This is a genomic window from Nonomuraea sp. NPDC059007 (assembly GCF_042740555.1).
In the GTDB taxonomy this organism is placed as follows: Bacteria; Actinomycetota; Actinomycetes; order Streptosporangiales; family Streptosporangiaceae; genus Nonomuraea.
Genome location: NZ_JBHYJD010000002.1, coordinates 173,471 through 189,093, shown reverse-complemented (window position 1 = coordinate 189,093; position 15,623 = coordinate 173,471). Strand labels below are relative to the sequence as shown.

Annotated in this window: 19 protein-coding genes; 9 read left to right on the top strand and 10 right to left on the bottom strand. The window is 71.1% G+C overall.

Features of this window, described 5'->3' with window-relative positions; all coding sequences use genetic code 11:
* The first annotated feature begins 50 nt into the window (after positions 1-50).
* On the top strand, positions 51-1,130 hold the full coding sequence (locus ACFWY5_RS03605) for an FAD-dependent monooxygenase (protein WP_379630457.1): 1,080 nt from the start codon (positions 51-53) through the stop codon (positions 1,128-1,130).
* On the opposite strand, the gene ligD is transcribed toward ACFWY5_RS03605, so the two are convergent.
* Positions 1,120-2,025, bottom strand: coding sequence for a non-homologous end-joining DNA ligase (gene ligD / locus ACFWY5_RS03600; protein WP_379630456.1), 906 nt, complete (start codon positions 2,023-2,025; stop codon positions 1,120-1,122). The genes ACFWY5_RS03605 and ligD overlap by 11 nt on opposite strands.
* Before the next feature lie 60 nt (positions 2,026-2,085).
* Between ligD and ACFWY5_RS03595 the strand changes: the two genes are divergently transcribed.
* The 3 genes from ACFWY5_RS03595 to ACFWY5_RS03585 are packed head-to-tail and all read left to right on the top strand — an operon-like array spanning position 2,086 to position 5,724.
* The gene (locus ACFWY5_RS03595) at positions 2,086-3,696 is read left to right on the top strand and encodes a DUF2207 domain-containing protein (RefSeq protein ID WP_379630455.1); all 1,611 of its coding nucleotides are present in this window, start codon (positions 2,086-2,088) and stop codon (positions 3,694-3,696) included.
* On the top strand, positions 3,693-4,637 hold the full coding sequence (locus ACFWY5_RS03590; protein WP_379630454.1) for an RNA polymerase subunit sigma-70: 945 nt from the start codon (positions 3,693-3,695) through the stop codon (positions 4,635-4,637). The genes ACFWY5_RS03595 and ACFWY5_RS03590 overlap by 4 nt, the downstream gene beginning before the upstream one ends.
* Positions 4,630-5,724, top strand: a complete 1,095-nt coding sequence (locus tag ACFWY5_RS03585) for a serine hydrolase domain-containing protein (protein ID WP_379630453.1) — start codon at positions 4,630-4,632, stop codon at positions 5,722-5,724. Before ACFWY5_RS03590 ends, ACFWY5_RS03585 begins: the two co-directional genes overlap by 8 nt.
* On the opposite strand, the gene ACFWY5_RS03580 is transcribed toward ACFWY5_RS03585, so the two are convergent.
* Positions 5,719-6,339 (bottom strand): response regulator, encoded by a 621-nt coding sequence (locus ACFWY5_RS03580; protein ID WP_379622724.1) that lies wholly within the window; start codon positions 6,337-6,339, stop codon positions 5,719-5,721. The genes ACFWY5_RS03585 and ACFWY5_RS03580 overlap by 6 nt on opposite strands.
* Positions 6,336-7,376: a sensor histidine kinase gene (locus ACFWY5_RS03575; RefSeq protein WP_379630452.1), complete on the bottom strand. Its 1,041-nt coding sequence runs from the start codon at positions 7,374-7,376 to the stop codon at positions 6,336-6,338. The genes ACFWY5_RS03580 and ACFWY5_RS03575 overlap by 4 nt, the downstream gene beginning before the upstream one ends.
* A gap of 178 nt (positions 7,377-7,554) precedes the next feature.
* Between ACFWY5_RS03575 and ACFWY5_RS03570 the strand changes: the two genes are divergently transcribed.
* Both ACFWY5_RS03570 and ACFWY5_RS03565 read left to right on the top strand, forming a co-directional pair.
* A complete protein-coding gene (locus tag ACFWY5_RS03570; protein WP_379630451.1) occupies positions 7,555-8,061 on the top strand; it encodes a heme-binding protein in 507 nt (168 codons plus the stop codon).
* A gap of 207 nt (positions 8,062-8,268) precedes the next feature.
* Entirely contained in the window at positions 8,269-8,850 is a 582-nt protein-coding gene (locus ACFWY5_RS03565; RefSeq protein WP_379622732.1) for an ankyrin repeat domain-containing protein, read from the top strand.
* Between the two features lie 9 nt (positions 8,851-8,859).
* Here ACFWY5_RS03565 and ACFWY5_RS03560 read toward each other — a convergent pair whose 3' ends face one another.
* Positions 8,860-9,771 carry an asparaginase gene (locus ACFWY5_RS03560; RefSeq protein ID WP_379630450.1) on the bottom strand — a complete coding sequence of 304 codons (912 nt, stop codon included), beginning with the start codon at positions 9,769-9,771 and terminating at the stop codon, positions 8,860-8,862.
* Between the two features lie 50 nt (positions 9,772-9,821).
* Between ACFWY5_RS03560 and dtd the strand changes: the two genes are divergently transcribed.
* The gene (dtd, locus tag ACFWY5_RS03555) at positions 9,822-10,247 is read left to right on the top strand and encodes a D-aminoacyl-tRNA deacylase (protein ID WP_379622736.1); all 426 of its coding nucleotides are present in this window, start codon (positions 9,822-9,824) and stop codon (positions 10,245-10,247) included.
* Between the two features lie 76 nt (positions 10,248-10,323).
* On the top strand, positions 10,324-10,740 hold the full coding sequence (locus ACFWY5_RS03550; protein WP_379622739.1) for a hypothetical protein: 417 nt from the start codon (positions 10,324-10,326) through the stop codon (positions 10,738-10,740).
* A 26-nt stretch (positions 10,741-10,766) separates the two neighbouring features.
* Here the strand turns inward: ACFWY5_RS03550 and ACFWY5_RS03545 are convergent, their stop codons facing one another.
* The 4 genes from ACFWY5_RS03545 to ACFWY5_RS03530 form a co-directional block, all read right to left on the bottom strand.
* Positions 10,767-11,705 (bottom strand): YgfZ/GcvT domain-containing protein, encoded by a 939-nt coding sequence (locus ACFWY5_RS03545; RefSeq protein ID WP_379622742.1) that lies wholly within the window; start codon positions 11,703-11,705, stop codon positions 10,767-10,769.
* A 10-nt stretch (positions 11,706-11,715) separates the two neighbouring features.
* Positions 11,716-12,129, bottom strand: coding sequence for a Fur family transcriptional regulator (locus ACFWY5_RS03540; RefSeq protein ID WP_184958251.1), 414 nt, complete (start codon positions 12,127-12,129; stop codon positions 11,716-11,718).
* A 283-nt stretch (positions 12,130-12,412) separates the two neighbouring features.
* Positions 12,413-12,709 carry a DUF2470 domain-containing protein gene (locus tag ACFWY5_RS03535; protein WP_379622745.1) on the bottom strand — a complete coding sequence of 99 codons (297 nt, stop codon included), beginning with the start codon at positions 12,707-12,709 and terminating at the stop codon, positions 12,413-12,415.
* Between the two features lie 6 nt (positions 12,710-12,715).
* Positions 12,716-13,204: an FABP family protein gene (locus ACFWY5_RS03530; RefSeq protein WP_379622747.1), complete on the bottom strand. Its 489-nt coding sequence runs from the start codon at positions 13,202-13,204 to the stop codon at positions 12,716-12,718.
* An 89-nt stretch (positions 13,205-13,293) separates the two neighbouring features.
* On the opposite strand from ACFWY5_RS03530, the gene ACFWY5_RS03525 reads away from it, so the two are divergent.
* Positions 13,294-13,656 (top strand): DsrE family protein, encoded by a 363-nt coding sequence (locus ACFWY5_RS03525; protein WP_379630449.1) that lies wholly within the window; start codon positions 13,294-13,296, stop codon positions 13,654-13,656.
* Positions 13,657-13,688: 32 nt separating this feature from the next.
* Here the strand turns inward: ACFWY5_RS03525 and ACFWY5_RS03520 are convergent, their stop codons facing one another.
* On the bottom strand, positions 13,689-14,402 hold the full coding sequence (locus ACFWY5_RS03520; protein ID WP_379622751.1) for a type 1 glutamine amidotransferase: 714 nt from the start codon (positions 14,400-14,402) through the stop codon (positions 13,689-13,691).
* Positions 14,392-15,621: a MurT ligase domain-containing protein gene (locus ACFWY5_RS03515; RefSeq protein ID WP_379622753.1), complete on the bottom strand. Its 1,230-nt coding sequence runs from the start codon at positions 15,619-15,621 to the stop codon at positions 14,392-14,394. Before ACFWY5_RS03515 ends, ACFWY5_RS03520 begins: the two co-directional genes overlap by 11 nt.
* Positions 15,622-15,623: the final 2 nt, after the last annotated feature.

Below are 15,623 nucleotides of genomic sequence, written 5' to 3'. Positions count from 1 at the left end.
GTGTACATTCAGTTTGCGTACAGCGTCAACGACTGAACGGGAGAACCATTGTGAACGTCCTCATCTCCGGCGCCAGCGTCGGCGGCACGGTCCTGGCCTACTGGCTGCGCGAGCGCGGCGCCCGGGTCACCCTCGTCGAGCGGGCCCCGGCGCCGCGCGGCGGCGGGCAGGCCATCGACGTCCGCGGCGCGGCGCTGACCGTCGCCGAACGCATGGGCGTCCTGGAGGCGGCCGAGGCGCTCAGGACCGAGATGCTCGGCATGTCCGTCGTGGACGGCGACGGCGACGAGGTCATGCGCTCGGAGGAGTCGACCTTCAGCGGCGGCCGCCTGGACAGCCCGGACATCGAGATCATGCGTGAGGACCTGATGGGGCTGCTCCTGGGCGCCGTCGAGGGCGTGGAGATCCTGTGGGGCGACTCGATCACCTCGCTCGACGACGACGGCTCCGCCGTACACGTGAGATTCGAGAGGAACGCGCCGCGCACCTTCGACAGGGTGGTCGGCGCGGACGGGCTGCACTCCAACACCCGCGGGCTCCTCTTCGGCCCGGAGGAGCAGTTCGTGGAGCATCTCGGCATGTACCTGGGGCTGTTCCGCGCGGAGAACTTCCTCGGGCTCGACCGCTGGCAGGTGTGGCACCGCGAGGGGGCGGCCGGGTTCGGTCTCTACCCGGCCGGAGACGGCGAACTGGTGGTGAACATGGGCTTCGAGTCGGGGCCGATCGCCTACGACCACCGCGACACCGGGCAGCAGAAGCGGCTGGTCGCGGCGGCCTGCTCTGAGCTGCGCTGGATCGCGCCCAAGCTGCTGGAGGCGATGTGGGCGGCCGGCGACTTCTACTTCGACGTGATGGCGCAGGTCCACCTGCCCGCATGGCACAAGGGCAGGGTCGCGCTCGTGGGTGACGCCGCCTACTGCGCCTCGGTGAAGTCGGGGCAGGGGACGAGCCTGGCCATGGTCGGCGCGTACGTGCTGGCCGAGGAGATGGCGGGGGGCGACGGGTTCGGGCGCTACCAGGAGCGGATGCGCGAGTTCGTCACGCTCAACCAGGCGCTGGCCAAGGAGAACCCGGCCGGGCCCGCCCCCGAGGAGAGCGTGCGGCGCGCGGCCGACGCGATCACTCTGTGAGGCCCCGCCACGTGGGGTGGCGCAGGACGCCGTCCCTGGTCCAGCCGGCGTACTCCACCTCGCCGGCCAGCTGGGGCTCCACCCAGTGGGCCGGCTCGGGGGCCGCCCCCGCGAACGGCGAGGCCGTCCGGGCCAGCGGCGCCATGCGCGCCGCGAGGTCGCGCAGCATGTGCTCGGTGAAGCCGGTGCCCACGTGACCCACGTACCGCAGGCCGTCGGCCGAGGGCACCCCCACCAGCAACGACCCGATCATCCCCGACCTGCGGCCCTCACCCGGCTTCCAGCCCCCGACCAGCACGTCCAGCATCAGCGTGTTCTTGACCTTGATCCACAGCTCGCTGCGCCGCCCCGGCAGGTACGGCGAGTCGAGCCGCTTGCAGACGACGCCCTCCAGACCGTGCTCGCGGGCCACGCCCATGACCACGCGGGCGCTGCCGGGAAACGACGGCGGCACCCGCACCCGCCCCCGATCCAGGGCCAGCTCCTCCAGCAACGCCCGCCGCCGCTCGTACGGCAGCCGCAACGTCGAACGCCCGTCCAGGTGCAGCACGTCGAACGCGTGGTACATGACCGGCACCGTGGCCAGCAACGACCGGCTCGGCGACCGGACGTGCATGCGCGACTGGAGCCGTCCGAAGTCCGGCGCCCCCGACGAGTCGAGCGCGACGACCTCGCCGTCGAGCACCATGTTCCGCGCACCGGCCAGGTCCGCGCGGAGCTCCGGATAGGCGCCGGTCACCTCGCGGTCGTTGCGCGAGAGCAGGCGTACCTCGCCGTCGAGCAGGTAGGCGACGGCGCGTACCCCGTCCCACTTGAACTCGGCGGCCCAGGCCGCCTCCTGGGCGGCGATGGGCAGCTCCCCGCTGACCGCCAGCATCGGCCTGATCAGCATCATTCCCCCTGGTCAGAGGCATACCCCTGCCAGACATAGGGCGAACCGATACGATTTGCCGCCATGACCGGAATCAGGCTGACGCTGGCCTTGCTGGGCGCCACCGCCCTGACGCTGACCGCGGCGCCCGCATGGGCGAGCGCGGCCGCCGCACCGATCACCGACCAGGTCAACCTGGAACTGCGCGAGGACGGCGTGCTCCGGGTCAGCGAGAAGATCGGCGGCGCGGGCGAGGTCAAGCGGACCTTCCTCACCAGGACCCGCTACGACGACGGCAACGACCGCGTCTACCAGATCGCCAACGTCAAGGGCGGCCAGCTCGCCGGTGACGTGCTCACCGTCAAGGCGCCCGCCACCGTCACCTACGAGGTGAAGGGCGCGGTCACGCCGTCCGGCGGCGTGGAGGAGCTGCGCTGGTTCGCGGTCAACGGCTGGAACGTCCCGGTCTCCAAGGCCACGGTGAAGGTCACCGGCGCCGGCATGGTGCAGAACCTGTCGTGCTTCGCCGGCGAGCTGACCTCGGCCATCGGCTGCACCAGCGCCTCCATGGACCACGGGGCCACCCAGGCCGACTTCGAGCAGGAGAACCTCGCGCCCGGCGAGGCCCTCACCGTCGTGGTCGGCTACCCCAAGGGCACCAGCTCCGGCACCCCCATCCTGGAGCGTCGCTTCTCGCTGGCCGCCGCGTTCACGCTCAACGGGATCACCGGTGGCGCCCTGGCCGCGCTGCTGGTGCTGATGCTGGGCGGGATCGGGCTCCTGTACTGGACGCGGGGGCGGGACGCGCGGATCGCCGGTCAGGAGAGCGCCGTCGACCCCGTGCAGAACGGGCACTTCTCACCGCCGGACGGGGTGCGTCCCGGTCAGATCGGCACGCTCGTGGACGAGCAGGCCGACGTGGTCGACGTGACCGCGACGATCGTGGACCTGGCGGTGCGCGGGTACCTGCGGATCGACGAGCAGTCCAGGCAGGCCTACGACGCGCCGGACTGGACGCTGGTCAGGCTGCCGAGCGCGCCGGTCGAGGGCTTGCTGCCGTACGAGAAGGCGTTGTACGACGCGGTGTTCGAGGGCCGGGACGCCGTCCTGCTGTCGGAGTTGTCCGGATCTTTCGCGAAAAATCTCGGGAAAGTGCGGGATGAGTTGTACGCCGATGTCGTGCGGCAGGGGTGGTTCGCCCGGCGGCCCGACACCGAGCGGACGCGCTGGACCACGATCGGCTTCGTGCTCATCGGCGCCGGGATCCTGGCCACGGTGGGCCTGGCCTGGTTCACCACCTACGGGCTGCTGGGCCTGGCCCTGATCATCGCCGGGGCGGCGCTGGCGGTGGGCGGGCAGTTCATGCCGGCCAAGACCGCCAAGGGGTCGGCGGCGCTGGCGCACACGCTGAGCTTCCGGCAGTACCTCTTCTCCGGCGAGCTGGGAAATGTCCCCGAGCAGCACCGAGTCGAGCTTTTTTCGCGATATTTGCCCTACGCCGTGATTTTTGATGGCGTGGAGCATTGGTCGCGGGTGGTGGCCTCGGTCACCGGCAACGGTCACCAGGCCGACAACCTGTACTGGTACCATGGGCCCGCCGAATGGGACCTGTCCAAGTTCGCCGGGTCGATGCGTACCTTCACCACCACCACGTCCGGCGCGATCTCCGCCACCCGGCAACTGCGCTCGCTGTGAACGCCGAGGAGCTGGAGCGCCATCGCAGGGAGCTGCACGTTCACTGCTACCGGATGCTCGGCTCCTACCACGAGGCCGAGGACCTGGTCCAGGAGACGTTCCTGCGCGCCTGGCGCAAGCGGGACGAGCCGCCGGACAACCTGAAGGCGTGGCTGTACAAGATCGCCACGAACGCCTGCCTCGACTTCCTGCGCGCCAACCCCCGGCGGCCGGAGCCGCTCGACACGCCCATGGCGGCCGACGCGGGGATGGCGTGGCCGGTCTCCACCCACGTGTCCTGGATCAGCCCCTACCCGGACGACCTCCTCGACTCCGTCATCGAGCGCGAGACGATCGAGCTGGCCTTCCTCGTGGCGATCCAGCACCTGCCCGCCAAGCAGCGGGCCATCGTCATCCTGCGCGACGTGCTCGGCTGGTCGGCGCCGGAGACCGCCGCGGCGCTCGACACGACCGTCACCGCGGTCAAGAGCGCCCTGCAGCGTGCCCGGCCGGTGCTGCGCGAGCACCTGCCCGCCCAGCGCATGAGCTCGGGCAGCGCCGACGAGCTGGCCGTGGTGCGCGCCTACATTCACGCGCTCGAACAGGGCGATCCTTCGGTCCTGCCCGCGCTGCTCGCATCGGACGTCTGGCAGACCATGCCGCCCACGCCGGGGTGGATCCTCGGCCGCGAGGCGTTCGTCTCCTCGTGGGGCCCGCAGATGTCCGGCGAGGCCTCGTGGGGCGACTGGCGGGTGCTGCCCGCCCGGGTCAACCGCCAGCCCGCGATCGCCGCGTACCTGCGCCGGCCGGGCGAGGAGGTCTTCTCCGCGTCCTGGCTCGGCGTCTTCCGCATGGAAGGGCCGCTGATCAGCGAGATCACCACCTTCGACCACGAATTTTTCCCGCAGATGGGTCTGCCCGATTCCTTTTCCGGCGATGCCTCGTCTTATGGGCATGACTGATCTGCAGAAGAACGTTCAGGCCACGATCGACGAGCTCGTGGAGACCGGGGTGGAGCGCGGGGTTCAGGTCGCCGTGTACCGGGAGGGCGAGCTCGTCGTGGACGCGGTCGCCGGTCTCGCCGACCCCGCCACCGGTCGCCCGATGACCTCGGACACCCCGGTCTACGTGACCTCCACCGGCAAGGGCATGATCGCCACGGTCGTGCACCTGCTGGCCGAGCAGGGCCTCCTGGCCTATGACACGCCGATCGCGGAGTACTGGCCCGAGTTCGCCGCCCATGGCAAGGAGCGGGCCACCGTACGGCATGCCCTCAGTTACCGGGCGGGCGTGCCCGGCGTGCCCGTGGACACCACGGCGGCGGACATCGCGAACTGGGACAAGATGTGCGCCGCCGTCGCCGACGAGAAGCCCTGGTGGGAGCCGGGCACCACGATGGGCTACCACCCGCAGTCCTGGATGTACCTCATGGGGGAGATCGTCCGCCGGACGTCCGGCAAGACCGTCTCCCAGGTCCTGCGCGAGCAGGTCGCGCTGCCGCTGGGCGTCGCCGGCGAGCTCTTCCTGGCCGTGCCGGCCGCCGAACTGCCGCGCCTGGCCGTCATCGAGGACCCCGAGGGCCCGCCGATGGAGCTGACGCCGGAGATGACGGCGCAGATCCCGTTCTTCCGCGTCGTGGACGGCTACACCGCCGCGCCGATGGCGGCCCTGCCCGACGCCGCCTTCAGCAACCGGGCCGACGTCCTGACCAGCGACGCCGGCGCCACGGCCACCGCCAGGGGCCTGGCCCGCATGTACGACGCCCTGCTCAACGGCCTGATCCCGCCCGCGCGGCTGGCCGAGGCCACCTCGGTGCAGGCCACCGGGACCGACGAGGTCGTCGGCATGCCGGCGACCTGGGGGCTCGGGTACTCCGTCGGGCTGACCCAGGTGCTCGACCGCCCCACCTACTTCGGCATGGGCGGCAGCGGCGGCACCGCGGCCTTCGCCGACAAGGCCACCGGGCTCTCGATCGGGATCACCAAGAACCGCATCGGCGCCGGTGACCCGTTCGGGACGGTGGACAGGATCGGGCAGGTGATCCTATAGACGGATGTGGCCGAGTTCGACGGCCTTGCTGACGGCTCCGGTCCTGGTGTCGACGCCGAGCTTGCCGTACACGTGATTGAGGTGGGTCTTGACCGTCGCCTCGGTGATGAACAGGGCCTTGGCGATCTCCTTGTTGCCCGCCCCGCGGGCCAGGAGTTCCAGGATCTCGATCTCGCGGGTGGTCAGCGCCGGGCCCGGATCGCGCATGCGACGCATCATGCGGGTCGCCACCCTGGGCGAGAGCGCCGTCTCGCCCCTGGCGGCGGCCCTGATCGCCTGGAACAGTTCGTCCGGCGGGCAGGCCTTGAGCACGTAGCCGGTGGCTCCCGCGTCGATGGCGCGCACGATGTCGGCGTCGGTCTCGTAGGTCGTCAGGACCAGCACCTGCGGCGCGTCGTCGAGCGCGCGCACCTTCCTGGTCGCGGCGACGCCGTCGGGGCCGTCGCCGAGTTGCAGGTCCATGAGCACCACGTCGGGCCGGCGCAGGGCGATCAGCCGGAGCGCGTCGTCGGCGTTCTCCGCCTCGCCGACGATCTCCATGTCGGCCTCGCCGCCGACCAGCGCGGCGATGCCCGCCCTGACCACCGGATGGTCGTCGACCAGGAACAGCTTCATACCGGAATCCTCGCAGCCACCGCCGTGCCCTCCCCCGGCGCGCTCTCCACCGTCAGCGTGCCGCCCACCTCCGCGACCCGGTCGCGCATGGCCCGCAGGCCGTACCCGCGTCCCGGGCGGGTCACGGCCATCGTCTGGTCGAAGCCCACCCCGTCGTCGTACACGTCCAGCGTCACCTCGTCGTCGAGATAGGCGAGCGTCACGATCACCCGGTTCGCGCGGGCGTGCTCGCGCGCGTTCGCGACCGCTCCCTGAGCCACTCTCAGCAGTACGGCCTGCGTCCCGTCGGCCAGCGGGAACTCCGTACCCTCCAGCCGGAACTCCGCGCCCAGCGCCGTCAGCGCCTCCGGCAGCGACCGTACGGCCAGCGGCGCGGGCCCGAGGTCACGCACGAACCGGCGGGCCTCGTCGAGATTCTCCCCGGCCGCCTCGATCGCCGTCCTGACGTAGGAACGGGCCTGCGCGGGGTCGGACTCCCAGACCCGCTCGGCCGCCTGCAGCAGCATGCGCTGGCTGGTCAGGCCCTGGGCGAGGGTGTCGTGGATCTCCCGCGAGAGACGCTCGCGCTCCTGCATGATTCCCGCCTTCCTCAGCTCCCAGAAGATCACGATGGTCATGGCCGCCACGGCGATCGGCGCCAGCACCAGGCTGGGGTCGAACCGGTCGGACAGGCTGATCTGCGCCACGATCACCGCGACGGTCAGCACGGCCGCGGCGACCAGCGTCATCCGCAACGACAGCAGCCGCAGGCACAGGTACAGCAGCGGGATCGCGCACCAGGCGAACGACGGCGCCAGTTCCACCAGCACCAGCCAGCACCCGAGTACGACCGCCAGCCAGACCAGCCGGCCCCTGCGGCCCAGGCGCTCCCACAGCAGGACGCCGCCCGCGTACACGAGTGCCAGCAGGCCCGCGTCGGCCAGGGCCGCGATGGTCGTGAGGTCCATCGCGTGGCGCACGACCAGGCGGGAGGCGGAGGCGGCCAGCAACAGGAAGAAGCCGGCGTGCATCGCCCGGTTGAGCCAGATCCGCTCCATCTCACCCCCTCGCCGTGGTGCGAGCGTAGGCGGCGCCCTCGGCACCCGCATCAACCGATCGGTTGACCCGCCCCTCGACCGATTCTCTCCCACGCATCGACCGCTCTCCCGATGGCGCGGCCGGTTCGCCCCGGCAGTCTGGAACTCGTCGAACCGACCACTGACCTGGAGGAACACCATGAAGCTCCGCACCCGCTTCGCCGCCGCCTCGCTCGCCGCCCTCGCCCTCGCCGGTGGCGTCACCAGCACCGCCGCGCAGGCCGCCGCGCCGGACGCGCCCGCGGTCGTCCAGACCAACGTGCTGTCGGCGGACGCCGCCCTCAAGATCGCCGACGCGGTGCAGAAGGAGGCGGCCAAGCAGAAGCAGCGCGTGACCGTGGCCATCGTGGACCGCTCGGGCGCCACCCGCCTCATCCTCAAGGGCGACGGGGCCGGGCCGCAGACGGAGGAGTCGGCCAAGCGCAAGGCGTTCACCGCGGTGTCCTTCGGCCAGCCGACCAGCGCCCTGGCCAAGAACCAGGCTCTGGCCGCCATCCCCGGCACCCTGCTGCTGGCCGGCGGCGTCCCGGTCGCCTCGGGCGGCGCGCCGATCGCCGGGATCGGCGTGGGCGGCGCGCCCAGCGGCGCCATCGACGAGGCCATCGCCCAGGCCGGCCTCAAGGCCGTCCAGGGCCGACTGGGCTGATGCCACCGACCCCTTTAGCGGGATATATCCCGTTCTGTCCAAAAAGGTGAGAAAGGGAGAGAGGATGGGGGCGTGGGTGGGGTTGGCAGGCGCGGGCTGCTGCTCGCGGGTCTAGGGCTCGTTGCGGCGGCCTGTGGTGGAGGTGGCAGCCGGGCGGTTTCGACCGCTCCGGGCGTTACCTCCCCGACAGCCGTGAAAGGATCAGACGTGCTTGACGAGACACTACTTACCGCCGCCGCCGCAGGTGAGGCCGCCGCCGTGCGCGAGGCGGTCACCGAGGGGGCCGATCTCGAGGCCCGTGACGGCCGCCGGCGTACCGCTCTGCTGCTGGCCTCGGCCGCCGATCACGTGGAGGTCGCGCAGATCCTGGTGGCCGCCGGCGCCGACCCGGACGCGCTGGACGCCCAGCACGACACCCCATGGCTGGTGACCGGTGTGACCGGCAGTGTGGCGATGCTGCGTGTCCTGCTGCCCGCCAACCCGGACCTGACGATCAGGAACCGCTACGGCGGCGTCTCCCTGATCCCGGCGTGCGAGCGCGGTCACGTGGACTATGTCCGCGAGGTGCTGAAGACGGACATCGACGTCAACCACGTCAACGACCTCGGCTGGACCGGCCTGCTGGAGGCGGTGATCCTGGGTGACGGCTCGGCCAGATACCAGGAGATCGTCCGCCTGCTGCTGGCCGCGGGCGCCGATCGCGAGCTGGCCGACCGTGACGGAGTCACCTCCTTGCGGCACGCGGTGAAGAAGGGCCAGCGGGAGGTGGCCGACATCCTGCGCGGCTGACGCGCGGCCCTATGGGCGCACACGGATCTCGCCCACGGGGCGGCCGCCGCCGTACAGGACACCCGTGGCGAGGGCGTCGAGGCCGGGGCCCGACAGACCGAGGCGGCGCAGGGCGGCGACCGTGACGGGCGTGCGGGCGCGCGACGAGCCGTCCTCGATCTTGACGGTGCCGGCCCGCCCGTCCTCGAAGACGAACGCGTCGAACGCCTCCGCCCCCGACTTCAGCATCAGTCCCGGTACGGCCCGCATCAGCTTGGCCTCGTCCCGGTGCGTGCCGGACGTCCACTGCGGATAGGCGCGCATGGCGTCGAAGACCCGCCGCTCGTGGCTGCCGGGCCCGCCGAGCGGCAGGGCACGGAACGCCCTGGTCACCCCCAGCATGGACACGAAGAACAACGGCGCCCCGCACCCGTCGACCCCGGAGGCGGCCACACGCTCCCCGGTCAGCTCCTCGACCGTCGCCCGGACCGCCCGTTGCAGCGGATGCCTGGGCTCCAGGTACGAGCCCAGCGGCCAGTCGTTGATCACGCAGGTCGCGAGCATGGCGGCGTGCTTGCCCGAGCAGTTCATGTACACGCGGCTCCGGTCGGTGACCGTCCGGTCCTCGGGATAGTCCTCGGGACACAGCAGCGCCGACTCCTCCAGCCCGGCCCCGGCCAAGATCTTGCGAACCCCGTCCACATGGTACGGCTCGCCCGCGTGCGAGGCGCAGGCCAGCGCGAGCAGCTCACCCTCCAGCGAGAGCCCGTTGCGGAGCATGCCCAGTACCTGGAGCGGCTTCATCGACGAGCGCGGCGAGGCGGGCACGTGAACCGCGCCCTGCGCGTCGACCGGCGTCCCGTCCGCGTCCACGGTGAGCACCCGCGCCAGATGCGTGGACTCCACGAACCCGGACCGGACAACCTCGACAACGAGCGACATTCCCCGCCCCCTTTCAGCAGGAGTCTACGGATCGGCGAGAATGAGTTCCCATGCGGGCGGTAGTGCAGCGAGTGAGTACGGCCTCGGTGGTCGTGGACGGTCAGACGGTGGGCGCGATCGACGAGCCGGGGCTGCTCGTGCTCGTGGGCGTCACCCACACGGACACGGCGGAGCAGGCGCGCAAGCTGGCCGCCAAACTCTGGGGGCTACGCGTCCTCGACGGCGAGAAGTCCTGCTCGGACATCGGCGCGCCGCTGCTGGTCATCAGCCAGTTCACCCTTTATGCCGACACCAGGAAGGGCCGCCGCCCCACCTGGCAGGCGGCCGCCCCGGGACCGGTGGCCGAGCCGCTCGTGGAGGCCGTGGTGTCCGGGCTGCGGGCGCTCGGCGCGCACGTCGAGACCGGCCGCTTCGGCGCCGACATGAAGGTCTCCCTGGTCAACGACGGCCCCATCACCCTGGTGATCGACGTCTAGGGTGGGGCTGGCCCCACCCATAACCGGCCATCCTCCGCCATGTCCCCGGACGGGCGGCGCTTCCTATCGTTCAGGTATGCGAAAGATCCTCTGGGCAGTGCCGGCCGGGGCCGCGCTCCTCGTCGCCGCGCTGGCCGTGCAAACCTTCGACCGCGAGCCCGGCCCGGCGCCCGTGCCGCAGACGGAGACGACGTTCGGCTACCACGAGCTCCCGGGGACCGACCTGGCCATCGAGGCCGACGGGCCCATCCGGCTCACCGTCGTGGCCGGAGGACGGCAGCGGGTCGCCATCAAGCGGGAACTCAGCTGGACCGGCGCGCGCCACCACGAGGAAGCCTGGGAGGACGCCCGGCGGCTGCGCATCGCCTACTCGTGCGACGACGGATGCGCGGCCGACTACGTGCTGACCGTGCCCGAATCGACCCGGATCACGGTCACCGGCGCGGCCGGGGGGATCAGCTGCGCCGCGAAGGTGACCTGCGCCGAAGGCTGAGCCCGGCCCTGCCGTACCGAACAGGATTAGCGGATGCGGCGGCGCATGGCCGGGTCGATGCTGACGTTGCGGCCCGCGTCCGGCGGGACGATGATCTCCTGCGTGGCGGCGACGCCGCCCGCCAGCAGCGGGGCGTCGACCGGGACCGTCCGCTTGACCACGGCCAGCGCGATCGGCCCGAGCTCGTGGTGACGGACCGACGAACCGACCGCGCCCACCTCCTGGCTCTCGAAGATGACCGGCGCGCCGTGCGGCGGCAGCGTGTCGACGCTGCCGTCGAGGTGCAGGAAGACCAGGCGGCGGGGCGGGTGGCCGAGGTTGTGCACGCGCGCGACCGTCTCCTGCCCGCGGTAGCAGCCCTTGGTCAGGTGTACGGCCTCGCCGATCCAGCCCACCTCGTGGGGAATGGTCTTGTGGTCGGTGTCGAGCCCGAGGCGCGGCTGGTGACGCTCGATGCGCAGCGCCTCGTACGCCCAGATCCCGGCCATGCGGCCCAGGCCCGCGTTGAGCTCGGCGCGCGGGATGTAACGGTCGCCGTCGGCGGTGGAGATCACGGCCAGTTCGTCGTCGGCGCTGGACACCTCGACGCGCAGCATGAAGCGCATCTTGTCGAGGTAGTCGATCAGCGCCTCGGAGGTGCCGGGCTCCACGTGCGCGAGAACGGCCTCGCCGTCGTCGACCAGCGTGAGGTGGTGCTCGACGCGGCCCTGCAGGTCGAGGATGAGGGTCTGGGTCCACTCCCCCGGCTTGAGGGTGTCGAGCTTGTTGGAGGTCAGATCGTTGAGCCATTTCAGCCGGTCTGCCCCGGACACGCGGACGATCTCGCGATTGCTGCGGTCGACGACCGCCTCTCCCTTGATCAGCGCGCGCTGCTCGGCGAACAGGTCGCCGTAGTGCGCCGCCACGTCGGCGTCGGGGGCATCGGCCGCGACCGCGCCGGGGAGATCGAGCAGAGGGCTACGCATGCCCTCCAGGCTATCTGCAGTTGCGGCACAGCCCGAAGACGGTCAGGTGATGGACGTCGGCGACGAACCCGAGCTGGTCGTCCAGCCCTTTGACCAGGCCTTCCGCCATCTCGGGCCCCACCTCCCCGACCTCGCCGCACCCACGGCAGACCAGGTGCACGTGGTCGGCGTCGGCCGCCAGGTGGTAGGTGGGCGCGCCATGGCCGAGATGGGTGTGGGTGACCATGCCCAGCTCTTCCAGCAACTCCAGCGTCCGGTAGACGGTGGAGATGTTCACCCCCCGCGCGGTCTCACGGACCTTGACGCAGATCTCCTCCGGGGTGGCGTGCTCCAGGTCCTTGACCGCTTCCAGCACCAGTTGCCGCTGCGGCGTCACCCGGTAGCCCTTGGCGCGGAGTTCCTCGTGCCACTGCGTCTCCGTCATGCCCTGAGAATAATCGCTTGCCCGGGTTCGGGGGCCTCGCATAGCGTCGTCTGCACGCGGAAAGGAGGTGGTCCAAACAATGGTGATTCATAGTTGGGCTAGCGAGGTGGTTGTCCGCTAACGAAGCGGACTCCATTGTCTCGCGTCGTTTCGGCGAAATTCGAGGCAACCACCGGGGCCCCGAGGCTGCTGGGGGGCGGGAGGTCCATCCCGACCCATGGCCCATCCAGCCCGCCCGCTCAAGCGGGCGGAACCTGCCCGGGGCCCTTCTGCCTTTTCCCGCCTAGTGCTCGGTCCGCCAGGGGATCCCGAGCTTCTCGCAGGACTCGCGGTAGAGCATCACCACCGCCTTGCGCACCTGGGGACGCTCGGTCAGCGTCTCCCCCCACGGCACGTTGAGCTTCTCGCCCCCGTCGATCGTGAACTCGATCGCCTGCGCCGTCACGTCACTCGTGACCGCCTCGGTGGCCTCGGGCCGCCCGCCCAGCCCGCGCACGATGATGAGCGCGTCGTCGGTGTGGTCGTCGTTCATGTGGCGCTTGATCGCCTCGACGACATCAGGGGTGAAAGGGGTAGTCATATCCGCTCAAGCTACCTTCTTCAGCTCCGCCGACATATGGGACGTCAGCGGGTGTCCGACGGCGGCCATGTCGTAGGCCCACATGAGGTTCCCGTTGACCAGCCCGTAGATCCGCTGCCCCGCCGTGTACTCCTTGGCCGACTCCGTCCGCGCCACCACATCGGTGCGCAGCTCGATCTTGTGGAAGACGACCTCGCCCAGGTAGATCTCCACGATGCCCGTGGGATGCGCCAGCACCACCTCAAGCTGCCGCTCGGGCCGTGCCCGCCAGTAGCCCGACTCCGTGGCCAAGGGCCGCACCCGGTTCCCGTCCTGGTCGAGCAGCCAGGTCCGGCTCACGTACTCCAGGAACGGCTTGCCGTTGTGCCCGAACTCGATCTCCTGCCCGAAGTTGAAGCTCTCGATCGTGGGGTAACCGCCCACGCCCGCGCCTTCCCACCTGCCCAGGAGGAAGGAGATGTGCTCAAGATCGGGGTGCGCCTCAGGGGTTTCCATGCCGCCCAACATTACTCTCCGTCGCCCCCTGTTCCCGGGGTACCGGGCGAGGTTCTGAGGTCAGGTGGAGGAGGCGTAGGGTGGCCTGCATGGCACGATCACTGGTGATCAAAGTGACCGCGGGGGCCGACGCCCCCGAGCGGTGCAACCAGGCTTTCACCGTCGCCGCCGCCGCCCTGGCCAGCGGCGTCCCGGTCTCGCTCTGGCTGACCGGCGAGGCCTCCTGGTTCGCGTTGCCGGGAAGGGCCAAGGAGTTCAGCCTCCCCCACGCCGCCCCCCTGACCGACCTCCTGGACGTGGTCCTGGCCGCCGGCCGGGTCACGGTCTGCACCCAGTGCGCGGCCCGCCGCGAGATCACGGTGGACGACCTCATCGACGGCGTACGCATCGCCGGAGCCCCGGCCTTCGTCGAGGAAGCCGTGGCAGAAGGCGCCCAGGCCCTGGTCTACTGACCTTCAACCCCCAGCGCCATCGCCAGGGCCTGTCAGCGGGGCAGGACCGCGGAGAGGCGTTCGGTGCGCAGGGCCTCGTACCAGCGGTCGTCCAGCGGCGCGAGGTCACCGGCCGACCAGGTCAGCAGGAGGTCGGCCAGAGCGGGGTTGCGGGCGAGGGCGGGACCGTGCAGGTAGGTGCCGACGACGTGGCCGGCGTAGCAGCCTTCGAAGCCGTTGCCGTTGCCCACGCCGGTGACGACCTGGGACAGCGGCTTGACCCCCGGCCCGAGATGGGTGACGCCCATGTGGTTCTCGAAGCCGGTCAACGTGGGCAGGTTGAGCGCGCTGTCGACCTCGGCGACGAGTTCGCCCACGGCGCGGGCCGGACCGCGGGTGCTGCTGATGTCGAGGAGGCCGATGCCGTCGACCGGCTGGCCCTCCTCGCCGCCGAAGGTGGATCCCATGATCTGGTATCCGGCGCAGACGGCCAGCATGGCCGCGCCCCTGGCGATGGCGCGGTGGAGGCCGCCGTCGCGGCGCAGCCGTTCCGCGGCGAGGATCTGGGGGCGGTCCTCGCCGCCGCCGATGAGGTAGATGTCGCCGGTCTCCGGCACCGGGTCGGCCGAGCGTACGTGGACGACCTCGGCGTCGATGCCCCTGCGGCGGGCGCGCTGCTCCAGCACCAGCGCGTTGCCCTGGTCGCCGTAGGTGCTGAGCAGGTCGGGGTAGATCCAGACGATGCGCAGGGTGCTGTCAGACGGCACGGCCGAACTCCGATCGGATCTGCTGGAAGGCGGTGTAGTTGGCGATCACGTCGACCCGGCCGGGCGGCTGCGTGCCCAGGGCCTCGGCGAACGTGTCGGCCAGCGCGAACGGTACGTCGGCGACGTCGAGCCGCAGCGCCAGGTCGAGCCGGCGCTCACCGGTGACGAACACCGGCCGCCCGCGCAGGATGCGGTAGTCGACGTCCCAGAGCCAGGAGGTGTCGCGGCCGTCGGGGCCCTGGGCGTTGACCGACAGGATGATCGGCAGCGCCGGGTCGGCGACGTCGAAGGCCTCCAGCCAGCCGGCCGGGTTCTTGGCCAGGAGCAGGCGGGCGTGGCGGCCGTCGCGCTCGACGGTGGTGTAGCGGCCGGCCACGGAGGTGACCTCGCGCAGCCTCGGCAGGGCGCGCTCGACCGGCAGGCCGAACGCCTCGGCGACGGCCAGGGCCATCGCGGCGTTGGAGCGGTTGGCGGAGCCGGGCAACTGGATGTCGAGCACCCAGCGCTGGCCGCGCGGGTCGATCACGGCGTCGTCGTCGAGGATCCACTGCGGCTCGGGCCGGTGGAAGGTGCACTCGCGGCAGGCCCAGTGCCGATCTTTACGATCCAGCGGACCACCGCACTCGGGACAGCACCAGCTGTCCTCCTTCCAGCGCTGGCCGCCGGAGACCCAGGTGACCTTGGCGGCCGTGGAGGCGCCCCAGGTGACGAGGGGGTCGTCGCAGTTGGCGATGACGTGGGTGGGTTTGCCGGACAGGGCCCGGCGCCACTTCTGGGCCAGCAGCCAGATCTCGGCGGCGCGGTCCATCTGGTCGCGGCTGAGGTTCATGAGGCAGACGACGCCGGCGCCGGTGGTGTCGAGCACCTCGGGCAGGTACTTCTCGTCGACCTCCAGCACACCGTAGGGCGCGTCCTTGTGCTGCGACAGCGCGGAGACGTGCCCGGCGGGCATGTTGGCGCCGTAGGCGTTGGTGGCCACCTCGCCCATCTCCAGCAGCGCGGAGGTGATCAGCCGGGTGGTGGTGGTCTTGCCGTTGGTGGCGCTGATGAGGGCCAGCCTGCGGTCGCGCGCCAGCTGGCGCAGCAGGTCGGGCTCCAGCATCAGGCCCACGCGGCCGCCGATCACCGAACCGTCGCCACGTCCGGTCATCCTGGACAGGGTGGCGGCACTGCGCCCCAGGGCACTCGCGAGCTGAGCCCGCAGGGGAAGCTGGGTCATGG